Below are 12,715 nucleotides of genomic sequence, written 5' to 3'. Positions count from 1 at the left end.
TTAGCTATTTTATTATTGTTTTTAAAACTAAATCGCAGTAAAAGGAAGTGGTTGTTTTTGTGTCAGAACAATCGGTAATTGAGGGGAAATGTTCTCTTAAAAAAATGTTGATGTAAAGCACCTTCAACAACTGAACTTGCTAAAGATGCTGGATATTGGTATGTAGGGTTAACGTTTTCTATCATTTCTTTTACTCGAATGATAAGTCGTTTATAAATGGAAAAATAACCTTCTTTGTTTTCAGTGTCTACTTCCTTGGTTAGGTAGGATTTACTGTATTCGGAAATTAAAATTTGGCTAAGTTTTACTTCATTTATGTGCGAAAAACGCGAGTCTTCCTGAATGACATCACAAATAATCTCGATCGCTCGCACTAATTTGTCCGCAGTATTTGAAATACCGTTAGTAGAAAAAACTAATTTATATTCCAACCAACCCCAGTACCATGAAGTCAGGTAAAGTAAAAGCTTGTGTTTGTTTTCAAAATACCTGTAAATGGAACTTTCATTTGAGCCAATTTCATTCCCTAACTTTTTAAAATTGAAGTTCTCAAAACCGATCGCGTGAATTAATTCGATACTGTGTTTTAAAATACGCTTTCCTAAGGCTGAGCTTTCTGGATCTTTAAGGTAAATTTTTTCATTTACGCTAATTTTAATATTTACAAGTAACCCGTCCATTTAAATATATTATACACACAAATATAATAGTATTACTATTATATTTGTGTGCTTTAACATTTATTTAAGAGTTGATTGCTTTTAGTAATTGCTTTTGATTTCGGAAGAATGACCTAGCTAAATTCAGGAAATGGTTCATTTTACTAAAAGCAAACTAATTAGGATCGTGATTTTCATTTTATATGTGAAAATACTATTCAGGTGAAGTTATCAGTTGCTCAATAGCTAAAAAAGTTGATGTATAAAAAAACCTCCTGTTGAATAAGGAGGTTTTAATTAGGAAAGCTTTAGCAGAGAGGAAGGGATTCGAACCCTCGATACACTTTTGGTGTATACACACTTTCCAGGCGTGCGCCTTCGACCACTCGGCCACCTCTCTTTAAAATTGTAAGGGCGCAAATCTAAGCTTTATCTTCATGATTTCAAACAGAAAAATTAAAACGATGTGAAATTATTTTTGTTAACAATAAAAAAACATGAAGTCATTTAAAGTTAGTTGTAAATAATAGTATTTTCATTTCTTTAAATAAATAAACGATTTACAGTATGAAATTTTTAGTAGCATGGAGTGTGCTTTTTTGGATAAATGTCGGTTTTTCTCAGCAAATTGAAGGATATTGGGAAACTTATGATGATAAAACAGGCGAAAAACGATCGGTTGTAGAAATCTTCAAAAAGAATGAGCAGTATTTTGGGAAAATAGTTGAAAAATTTAAAGGAGCTCCAAACGCGGTTTGTGAAGCTTGTGAAGGGGATAAAAAAGGGCAAAAAATTTTAGGAATGGTTATTATTGAAGATCTTGAAAAGGATGAAGATGAATATAATGGAGGAACGATTACCGATCCTGAATCGGGTAACGTATACAAGTGTTATTTGGAATTGGTAGCAACTAACAAATTAAAAGTTAGAGGATATATAGGTTTTTCGTTATTGGGAAGAACGCAATATTGGCTTCGTAAAAAGTAAAAATCTGATTTTAGTATGTATTGATTTTCAGAATACTATTCAAATTTAAAATTAGTGATAATATTATTTCAAGCTCCATTGTATACCAGCTTAAAGCCACTTATATTTGCAGTCGTTTAATTCACATAGTGAAAATATTTTTAGTTGAGATTATTCTCGTAATAGAAAAATTGTTTTCTAACCGCTTATAAGTATTAGAAACAATTTAAAAACAACACCGAATGAAAGCTGGTATAGTAGGATTACCAAATGTTGGAAAGTCAACATTATTTAATTGTTTATCTAACGCAAAAGCACAAAGTGCTAATTTCCCATTTTGTACAATTGAACCCAATGTTGGTGTTGTAAATGTTCCGGATCCAAGGTTAGAAAAATTGGAGTCATTAGTCAATCCGGAGCGTGTAATACCAGCAACGGTTGAAATTGTTGATATTGCAGGTTTGGTAAAAGGAGCCAGTAAAGGAGAAGGGTTAGGGAATCAATTTTTAGCAAACATTAGGGAAACTGATGCCATTATCCATGTGTTGCGTTGTTTTGACAATGATAACATAGTTCATGTTGATGGATCCGTAGATCCAATTCGAGATAAAGAAACTATTGATATTGAATTGCAGTTGAAGGATCTTGATGCAGTTGAAAAAAAATTAGATAAAGTAAAGCGAGCTTCGCGTACAGGAAATAAAGAGGCACAAAAAGAAGAAGCTATTCTTTTAAAAATTAAAGAACAACTGGAAGGAGGTATTTCGGTAAGAGCTATTGAATTTACAGATGATGAAAGAGAAGAGATTGTATCGCAATTGCAATTAATTACCGATAAACCAGTGTTGTATGTATGTAATGTAGATGAAGGGGCTGCAGTTTCAGGAAATGCTTATGTTGAAAAAGTAAAAGCAACAGTGGCTAATGAAAATGCTGAGGTTATTATTTTAGCAGTGGGTACTGAAGCTGATATTAATGAATTGGAAGATTATGAAGAGCGTCAAATGTTTTTGCAAGATGTTGGGCTGGAAGAGCCAGGTGCGGCTGTTTTAATTAGAGCAGCTTATAAATTATTAAATCAGCAAACTTATTTTACCGCAGGAGAAAAAGAAGTTCGGGCATGGACCATTCCAATAGGTGCTACTGGACCACAAGCAGCAGGTATAATACATACTGATTTTGAAAAAGGTTTTATTAGAGCTGAAGTTATAGCTTACTCTGATTATGTTGCCTTAGGTAGCGAAACTAAAGCTCGCGAAGCAGGAAAATTGAATGTTGAAGGTAAAAATTATGTAGTAAAGGATGGTGACGTTATGCATTTCCTTTTTAATGTTTAAAATCAATATTGAGCTTCAAACTTTTTTGATAAAAATAATAGCCACATCATTTTCAAATGGTGTGGTTTTTTTTTGTAAATGATTGATTTTTTTCAATAAATACCAACAAGCAACCAAACAAATGTTAAACATCCACATCGCACCGCCTACTACCTATTGTCTATATTCCAATACTCCACACCCCAAGACCAACAACTAAAAAACTAAGAAGCCCAATTATCTAAATCAATATATTTGCGGTATAACTATTTTAGGGATTAGAATGAATTGGGAAGCATTACAAGATAAAATTGAAGGTGAAGTCAATTACGATGAGTTGACTAAAATGATTTATGCAACTGATGCCTCAGTATATCGAAAATTGCCTTTAGCAGTTGTTTTTCCAAAGCATACTCAAGACATACAAGAAATAGTAAATTTCGCCCTCCAAAATCATTTGAACTTAATTCCAAGAACCGCAGGAACTTCTTTAGCAGGTCAATGCGTAGGAACTGGATTGATAGTTGATGTATCAAAATATTTGACTAAAATAATTTCACTGGATACCGTTGCTAAAACCGTGACCGTACAACCTGGCGTTATTCGCGATGATTTGAATAGGTTTTTGGCGCCATACGGCTTGTTTTTCGGACCTAATACTTCCACATCAAATAGGTGTATGCTCGGCGGTATGGTGGGCAATAACAGTAGTGGAACTACAAGCATTCGCTATGGTGTAACGCGTGATAAAATTGTCAAAATGACCACCATACTTTCTGACGGAAGAGAAGCTATTTTTTCGGAGCTATCAAAAAAAGAATTCGAGCAAAAGTTGGATCAAAAAGATCAGGAAGGAAAGGTGTATAATGCAGTTAATAATATACTTAATAGTACAGCTAATCAAAAACAAATACTAAATAATTACCCAAAGCCCGAAATACATCGCAGAAATACGGGTTACGCATTAGATGTATTACTTAAAAATTCATTTTATAATACAGGCGATACAATAAATTTATGTGACCTCCTTGCGGGAAGCGAAGGAACCTTGTCAATAACAACTGAAATTACACTTCAATTAGAAGATTTACCTCCCCATAAAGCAGCCATGATAGCTGCACATTTTAGTACCATTGAAGCTTGTATGAAAGCCGTTGCTCTGGTGATGAAGCATCATTTATATACGTGCGAAATGATGGATAAAACCATTTTGGATTGTACTAAAAATAATATAGAACAATCTAAAAATCGATTTTTTGTAAAGGAAGATCCTAAGGCAATATTGATGTTGGAGTTAAGGGCGGATTCCAAGAATAAATTAGAAAAACAAGTAGCAGCCCTGTTGGAAACTTTAGAATTTTCAGGATTAAGTGATGATTTACCAGTATTATATGATAATGATATTACCAAAGCACTAGAATTACGAAAAGCGGGACTAGGTCTATTAGGTAATATGGTTGGTGACAATAAAGCAGTAGCCTGTATTGAAGATACAGCTGTAGCCATTAGTGATCTTGCGCCGTATATTGACGACTTCACACAATTAATGAAAAATTTTAAGCAAGATGCTGTTTATTATGCGCATGCTGGTGCAGGTGAAATTCATTTACGTCCAATTTTAAATTTGAAAAAAAGTACCGATGTTATTTTATTTAAAGAAATTACTGATGCAGTAGCACTTTTAGTAAAAAAGTATCAAGGGTCAATGAGCGGTGAACATGGCGACGGGATTGTGCGTTCCAATTATATTCCGCAAATGATAGGAAACGAAAATTATGAGCTATTAAAGCAAATAAAAAAAGCGTTTGACCCTGAGGGAATTTTTAATCAAGGTAAAATCATAAACCCCTTACCAATTGATAAAAATTTGCGTTATGAAGTAGATGTAGAAGTTCCAAATATTAAAACTGTCATTGATTTTTCAGCATCAAAAGGTATTTTGCGAGCGGCTGAAAAGTGCAATGGTAGTGGTGATTGCAGAAAATCTGTGGATGCAGGAGGGGGTATGTGTCCAAGTTATAGAGCAACTAAAAACGAAAAAGACACTACTCGAGCAAGAGCAAATGCATTAAGGGAGGTGTTGACTAATTCCAACAAAAAAAATCAATTTGATAGCAAAGCGTTAAAAGAGGTGTTTGATTTGTGTATAAGTTGTAAAGCTTGTGCAAGTGAATGTCCTTCCAATGTTGATGTAAGCCTATTAAAAGCAGAATTTCTTTATCAATATAACAAAACCAATGGGGTATCATTACGCGACAAGGTTTTTGCTTTTAATGACTCGTTGAACAGCATAGCCTCAAAAACAGCACCAATAGCAAACTTTACATTTAATAACAGAATAACATCAACGTTTATAAAAAAACTGCTAGGTATTGCAAATGAACGTAAGTTGCCCAATGTAAACAGGCAGTCTTTAACAAACTGGTTGGTCAAATATTTAAAAACAACAGTTATAGCTACTCCCGTAAAAGAATTGTACATTTTTATTGATGAATTTACAAATTACATTGACGTTCAGGTAGGAAAAGATACTATAGCTTTATTAACAGCATTAAACTATAAAGTTAATTTTGTTAAGCACAAACAAAGTGGTAGGGCGTTGTTATCTAAAGGATTTTTAAAAGAAGCTAAAAAAATAGCAAACCAGAATGTAGCTATTTTTGAAGAATTAGTTTCAAAAGATGTGCCTTTGGTGGGCATAGAGCCTTCAGCCATTTTGAGCTTTAGAGATGAATACTTGGTATTAGCCGATGACAAAAAAGCGGCAAGTAAATTGGCAAAAAATGTGTTATTAATTGATGAATTTTTAGCTCAGGAAATAGATTTAGGAAATATTCAATCTAGTCAATTTTCTGATGCAAAACAAAAAACTAAGTTACACGTACATTGCCATCAAAAGGTATTATCAGATATATCAAAAACATTTAAAATATTAAATCTTCCAAAAAATAATACAGTTACTATTATCAATTCTGGTTGTTGCGGAATGGCAGGATCATTTGGTTATGAAAAGGAACATTATAAAACCAGTATGCAAATTGCCGAATTATCTTTGATTCCGAAAATTAAAAATTCTGATAGTACAACTCTCATTGCAGCTACAGGAACAAGCTGTAGAACTCAAATAAAAGACGCTATAGGTAGTAAAATTGATCATCCTGTAAGCATACTTAGCACTTTTTTGTTGCAAACTTCTGTCCAAAACCCATAAAAACATAAAAAAAGCTGCTTTTTTCTATCTAACAACTGTTAAAAAAGCACTTTTTTTTAAATAAAATTCAATTTAGTATATGCAAGTACTACATTTCTACTTGTGTATTTAATCTATGTTTTTTGTATTTTATTTGAAATTTTGCAGTGTTTTTTTTATTAATAATTTAATTTAAGCCAATGTTTATTGAGTTATTGCTAAAAATGTGTATAAATTGTTAATGGAATAATTTGTAAGTATTCATTTACGCCGATTCTTACTCTAATTACCTGATTTTTAATATTAGTGGTTTCAATTTGATGTTTTTAATAGGTTTTTATTAATATATTTATTCCCTGGTAATTGAATTTTTAAGATTCATTCATTTTTAAAGGTTTTATTATGGCTATAACGTTTTTTTAACATATAGGTGTAAATAATAAGTGTACTTAGGAATTCATTAATCAAAATAACTTAAATACATATGAAAAATAACTCAAAACTAAACTTGTTATGAAATTAAAATTAAAGAGAACACTGGGAGTAGGTCTTCTTATGTTCGTTGGTAATTTGATTGTAGCTCAAACAGCAAATGTTGATGTTAATCTTAACATTAAACATTCTGTAGGAGGAGTATCTGATTTTGGAAGGGATAGGCATATTACTATGCACGCCAGTCTTTATGAAAATGCTTGGGAAGGAGAAGTAGATCAAGCCGATTATTTATTTAATGAATTGGATATTCAATTAGGACGTGATAATGGTATTGCTTCTTTTTTACACCAGTTCACTCCTGAAGATGAAAATAATAGAAACCATCACGATCCAGACAGTTTAACTGTATTGTTGGATTTTTGGAAAGGGGAATATCAACAACGAATTACAGATAGAGGCTTATTACCTTTTAAAGAAAAACAAGGTAAAGGAGCAATAATGGGAACAAATGCGCATCCAACGTATCCAACCTTATCTTATTTTGATAATGGTTTAAATGGTTCAGCATGGGGGCGTGAAAATGGATTTATTTGGATACCTCAAGATATTGAAACTTCTGCTGAATGGATGGTTCAGTATTTAGAAGAATTTTTTGTTGAAAATGCAAGTGAAGAAGGAGTCCAAATACCAGAATATTGGGAAGTAATAAATGAACCTGATTTTGAATTAAATACAGGTCAATTTATGATGTCTAGTTGGGAAGATGTTATGGAATATCATAATTTAGTAGCAAAAGGTATTAAAGAAAGATTAGGTAGCAGAGCTCCAAAAATTGGAGGTATGACTTGGGGATTACATGACCTTTTTAGAGGTGATGGTTTTTCTAGATTTAGAGATCCTAATTACGTGGCAAATTTTTATGGAACTACAGCAGCCGATCAGGTAGCAGTAGATTATGCTAGAAGTCAAGTTGATACGCCTCTATTTGCATTGCCAAGTGATGTAGATTGGTATCAATGGGATGTAATTTGGAAAGAGTTTTTAGACAGAGCTGGTGAAAATATGGATTTTTACTCTGTGCATTTTTATGACTGGCCTCGTTATCAAAACAATGGAGGGCAAAGACGATCTGGGGGTCATGTGGAAGCTACATTGGAAATGTTAGAATGGTATGATGTTTACAAAAACGGAAAAAATAATAGAAAGCCAGTAATTATTTCTGAATATGGTGCAGTAGCAAATGCATGGGATCCGATGCCTCATGATACACGTTACGACTGGGAAAACTTAAAACCATTTAGTGCTATGATGATGCAGTTTTTGGAAAGACCAGATTATATAGAATTATCAATGCCTTTTCACTTATTAAAAGCACAGTTTAGAGATATAGATAGTAATGGTGATGGAATTCCTGAAGTTGTTTATCATTACAAAACGCTTCGTGATGATGATGGTGATGGTGAATGGGAACGTAGTGAGTTAGTAAAGTGGTATGAATTGTGGGCAGATGTTGATGGAACCAGAGTTGATACGATGTCTTCTGATCCAGATATTCAAGTAGATAGTTATGTTGATGGAAATGAAGTTTATTTAATTCTTAATAATCTACAAGAACAAGCAACAACTATTGATTTAAACTTTTTTGAAGACAATAATAACAATGCAACAAGTGTAAGAATAAAACATTTATACTTAGAAGGTGTTAGAGATATTGTATTATCTGATAACACTACAAATAATATTCCATCTTCAGTTACAGTTAATCCTGAAGCTACAATGATATTGAAGTATACATTCCCTAATGCAGTTGCGGTTAATGAAACTTCTGTTGAGAATAAATTTTATGGAGAACCTGTAAGTGATGACCAAAGAGTAAATATTCAAGGTGGAGATAATACATTTTTTGTAAATAATGTTGATGTTCCAGCTAATCCTAACCAAGCTGAAGCAATGGTTAAAATGACTGTAACTCTTTTTGATGCTCCACAAACTGAAAATGGATTTTTATCATTAAATAAATTCACATTTAATGGAGTTGATGTTGATGTACCATTCGATTGGAGAGGTGAGCAACAATTTAGATCTAAATGGTTTGGAGCTTTAGAAATTCCAGTTCCTGCTAGTTTAGTACAAAGAAACAATACTATTGTAGTTGATTTTCAACATGTAGGAGAAGTAAATATTGTAAATCTATTAACTTGGGATTTCAGTAAAACTCCGGGAAGATCAAACCCTACAGACCAGCCAGACATTGTTGATGCTACAGGAGTAAATGTAACACCAGCTAGTTTAACTATTGATGAAGGGCAAACAGGAACTTTATCAGCAAGTGTGACTCCTTCAAATGCAACTAATCAATCAGTAACTTGGAGTTCAAGTAATACAAACGTAGTTACAGTTAATGGTTCTGGAGTAGTAACTGGAGTAAATGCAGGTAGTGCTGTAATTACAGCAACTACAGCTAATGGAAACTTTACTGATACAACAAATGTAACTGTAAATGCTACTAATACAGGCGGAGGTACCCCTCCAGTTATTCCATCAGGAAATAATATAGCCTTAAATAAACCAGCAACACAATCAAGTAATTATCTTGGAGGAAGTCCAGCTTCTTTAGCAGTTGATGGCAACCAAAGCACTATCAATCATACTAATAATGATACAAATGCATGGTTGCAAGTTGATTTAGGATCGGTATCTGATATAACAACAATACAGGTATTTAATAGAACAGACTGTTGTGAAGGAAGATTAAGTAACTTCCATGTTTTGGTTTCTAATACTCCTTTCTCATCTACTGACTTAAATGCAACAATAAATCAATCTGGTGTGGGTAACTTCTTTACTTCAGGTAATGCTGGTTCTCCTACTTTGATTGATGTAAATAGAACAGGTAGATATGTTAGAGTTCAATTGGCAGGATCAAACTTCTTACATGTACAAGAATTAGTGGTTAATGGGACTGAAGGAACTAATACAGGAGGCGGAACTCCTACAACAGGTGGTGGTAGCGCTACTTTAGTTATAGAGGCAGAAGATTTTGCAACTACTAACGGTACATTTAATGATGCTTTTGCAGGAGGACCTGGTCTTGGTGTAAATGACGCTGGTGCTTATATAAATTATGTGAATTCTGGTGATTTTGCTACATACAATATTAATGTTGCTACAGCTGGAGATTATTCAATTGAGTATTTAATTTCAACTCCATCTGATAATTCACAAATTCAATTTGTAGTTGATGGTGTTGTTGCTGCTACTGATAATGTATCAAATAATGGTGCATGGGATACTTTTGGAGCTATCAATGCTTCAAGTACAGTTAATTTGTCTGCTGGTGCACATACAATTAGAATTAATGCAACAGGAAGTAATGTATGGCAATGGAATTTAGATAGAATTACATTAAGCACTGGAAATAGTGGAGCAAAAGCATTAAGCGATGAGTTATTACCTTCAGTTAATATATATCCAAATCCTGTAGCTACAAATTTAAACTTTAGTAATGTTGATGAATTTGACTCAGCTACCTTGTATAGTTTGGATGGATCAAATGTAATTGAAGTAGACTTAACAAAAACGCAAAGTATCGATTTAAGTAACGTTAGTAATGGAGTTTACATCGTTCAAATCAAAGGGGCTGTTAAACAAGAACTACAAAAAGTAGTAGTTAGACATTAGTCAAATAATAATAAATAACTAAATAAATATAAATTTAATTGCAGAAGAGTATAAAAGCTCTTCTGTTTTTCTAAAAACTAAGCTAAAAATGAATTACTTAAAAAAAAGCATTGCTACCGCTATACTAGCTGGTTCAGCATTTTCTGCTTATGCTCAACCTACACCTCCTCCTGGTAAAACATGGGAAGTTTATCCTGAAATGACAGATGAATTTAACAATGGATTTGATACCGTAAAATGGAGAAAAGAATTATGGCAATATCCTAACACACCTACTCTTATGGTGGCAGAAAATTCGGGTGTTTCTGATGGAAATTTATGGATTAAAGCCACTGAAGGTCCAGATCCAACTTATTTTCATAGTTCAAGGATTTATTCAAATGCACAAATAAAGTATCCAATGTATACGGAGAGTAGAATTATTACTGCTCATTTATCTGCATATAATACATTCTGGCTAAATAATGGAAATTTAGAGGGGAGAGATGAAATTGATGTAATAGAAAATAATTCGAGACCAAGTTGTGGTTGTCAACCAAACTTTCCTTGGCAAATGAATTCTCAATATTTTCAGGCAACAAACGGATTTACAGTAAGAAATGCGGATAACTTTGACAATAGAAATTTATCGGCCAATAATCCTAAAAGAGGAGTGCGTTGGAACGAAGATTATCACGTAGTAGGAGTATGGTGGAAAGATGAAAAAAATATGACTTTTTATCTTGATGGTGAAGAAGCAGGAAGTGTAAGAGTCGGAGAGGATAGAAGTGGAAGAACATATCCAGAAATTATTTTTGCAAGAGATTTAAACTTAATTTGGGATTTATGGACTGCTGATGAAAACTTTTTAGGAGGTCTTGCTCTTAGAGAGCATTTGAATGATGATAGTGTAAATACTATGAGAGTGGATTGGGTACATACCTATAAATTAGTTGATGGGCAAGGTGGACCTGTTGATCCAGGTACCCCTCCAGTTACAGGAGGAGATAATATTGCATTAAATAAACCAGTTACTCAATCTAGTAACTATTTAAATGGTTCGCCTGCATCATTAGCAAATGATGGAAATCCAAATAGCTTTAATCATACTGAAAATGATCAAAATGCATGGGTAGAAGTTGATTTAGGTGTAGTTTCAGATATTTCAACCATACAAGTATTTAATAGAACTGATTGTTGTGCAGAAAGATTAAGTAATTTTCATGTATTAGTTTCTAATACGCCATTTAGTTCTAAAAATTTAAATACAACAATTAACCAAAATGGTGTTGGTAACTTTTTTACATCGGGTAATGCAGGTACCCCTACAACAATCCAGGCAAATAGATCAGGTAGATATGTTCGTGTACAATTAGCAGGTTCAAATTTTTTACATATTAGCGAATTAGTTGTTAATGGAACTGAAGGTTCTGGTGGAGGTGGTACTCCTCCAAATACAAATGCAACTTTAGTAATTGAAGCTGAAGATTTTAATAGTACAAATGGTACTATTAATGATGCTTTTGCAGGTGGACCAGGTTTAGGTGTTAATAATGCTGGTGCTAATATTAATTATGTAAATTCTGGAGATTATGTAACTTATAATATTAATGTTGCTACTGCTGGGATTTATACTATCGATTACATGATATCTTCCCCTTCAGATAATGCTCAAATTCAATTTTTGATTGATGGAAATATTGTTTCTACTGACAATGTTCCTAATAATGGGCAATGGAATGATTTTAGAGCTTTAAGAGCTGGAAGTACGGTTAATTTATCAGCAGGCTCTCATACTGTAAGAATCAATGCAACAGGAAGTAATCAGTGGCAATGGAACTTAGAAAAAATTACTTTAAGTACAGGTAGTGGAGCAAAAATTTTAGACTCGGATGCAGCTTTCAATACTACAAAAGCTTATCCAAATCCAGTTGTTGATGTTTTAACGCTAGCTGGTATTGAGGATTTTGATACTGCAACTATTTATGATTTAAAAGGTAAAGTAATTTCTGAAACTGATTTAAGTTCAGTAAGTACTATCAACCTAGAGTCTTTAAGTAATGGTATTTACTTACTAAAAGTTTCTGGAGGAAATAGACAAGAAGTACACAGAATTGTGGTTGCTCATTAATAGATAAAGACTAAACCATAATAAAATTTGTAATATCAACTCTGATTTTAAGTAGAAAAATTTAACATCGGAAACGATATAAAGTAGGGAAGATAAAATCTTCCCTACTTTTTTTATGCACTTTAATTACAAAGGAAACGTATCCATCCGAGCAAATACATATTTTAAATTTTATAGTTGTGTTTTAAGTTTGAATAAACTTTAAAGACATAGATATGCTAGCTTTAAGCTCTACAAACAGCTATACTTTATACGTCCCACCAACCGATATGCGAAAGAGTTTTGATAGTCTTTCTGGTATTATTATTATTATTATTATTATTTCAGAACTCGATTCCATTCCCAGCGATGGTATTAA

The 12,715-nt window shown here is 32.9% G+C and carries 5 protein-coding genes, 1 tRNA gene and 1 pseudogene; 5 read left to right on the top strand and 2 right to left on the bottom strand.

Features of this window, described 5'->3' with window-relative positions:
• Positions 1-4 precede the first annotated feature (4 nt).
• A pseudogene (locus GMC_RS19070) lies at positions 5-680 on the bottom strand (TetR/AcrR family transcriptional regulator).
• A 291-nt stretch (positions 681-971) separates the two neighbouring features.
• A tRNA-Ser gene (locus tag GMC_RS0104720) sits at positions 972-1,059 on the bottom strand.
• Between the two features lie 167 nt (positions 1,060-1,226).
• Between GMC_RS0104720 and GMC_RS0104715 the strand changes: the two genes are divergently transcribed.
• The 5 genes from GMC_RS0104715 to GMC_RS0104690 all read left to right on the top strand — a co-directional run bounded on the left by GMC_RS0104715 (position 1,227) and on the right by GMC_RS0104690 (position 12,357).
• Positions 1,227-1,646 (top strand): DUF2147 domain-containing protein, encoded by a 420-nt coding sequence (locus GMC_RS0104715; RefSeq protein ID WP_010521052.1) that lies wholly within the window; start codon positions 1,227-1,229, stop codon positions 1,644-1,646.
• 221 nt (positions 1,647-1,867) lie between these two features.
• Positions 1,868-2,962, top strand: a complete 1,095-nt coding sequence (gene ychF / locus GMC_RS0104710) for a redox-regulated ATPase YchF (RefSeq protein WP_010521051.1) — start codon at positions 1,868-1,870, stop codon at positions 2,960-2,962.
• 262 nt (positions 2,963-3,224) lie between these two features.
• A complete protein-coding gene (locus tag GMC_RS0104700) occupies positions 3,225-6,152 on the top strand; it encodes an FAD-binding and (Fe-S)-binding domain-containing protein (RefSeq protein WP_010521050.1) in 2,928 nt (975 codons plus the stop codon).
• Between the two features lie 492 nt (positions 6,153-6,644).
• Positions 6,645-10,247: a galactose-binding domain-containing protein gene (locus GMC_RS0104695; RefSeq protein WP_010521049.1), complete on the top strand. Its 3,603-nt coding sequence runs from the start codon at positions 6,645-6,647 to the stop codon at positions 10,245-10,247.
• 88 nt (positions 10,248-10,335) lie between these two features.
• Positions 10,336-12,357 carry a galactose-binding domain-containing protein gene (locus tag GMC_RS0104690; RefSeq protein WP_010521048.1) on the top strand — a complete coding sequence of 674 codons (2,022 nt, stop codon included), beginning with the start codon at positions 10,336-10,338 and terminating at the stop codon, positions 12,355-12,357.
• Positions 12,358-12,715: the final 358 nt, after the last annotated feature.

The organism is Aquimarina agarivorans (assembly GCF_000218485.1).
GTDB classification, from domain to species: domain Bacteria; phylum Bacteroidota; class Bacteroidia; order Flavobacteriales; family Flavobacteriaceae; genus Aquimarina; species Aquimarina agarivorans.
The sequence above is the reverse complement of the archived record's forward strand: the minus strand, read 5'-3'. Positions and strand labels throughout refer to the sequence as shown.

Coding starts and splice junctions, on each gene's coding strand:
- GMC_RS0104700 (WP_010521050.1), top strand. CDS start 3,225: ATGAATTGGGAAGCATTACAAGATAAAATTGAAGGTGAAGTCAATTAC.
- GMC_RS0104690 (WP_010521048.1), top strand. CDS start 10,336: ATGAATTACTTAAAAAAAAGCATTGCTACCGCTATACTAGCTGGTTCA.
- ychF (WP_010521051.1), top strand. CDS start 1,868: ATGAAAGCTGGTATAGTAGGATTACCAAATGTTGGAAAGTCAACATTA.
- GMC_RS0104695 (WP_010521049.1), top strand. CDS start 6,645: ATGAAATTAAAATTAAAGAGAACACTGGGAGTAGGTCTTCTTATGTTC.
- GMC_RS0104715 (WP_010521052.1), top strand. CDS start 1,227: ATGAAATTTTTAGTAGCATGGAGTGTGCTTTTTTGGATAAATGTCGGT.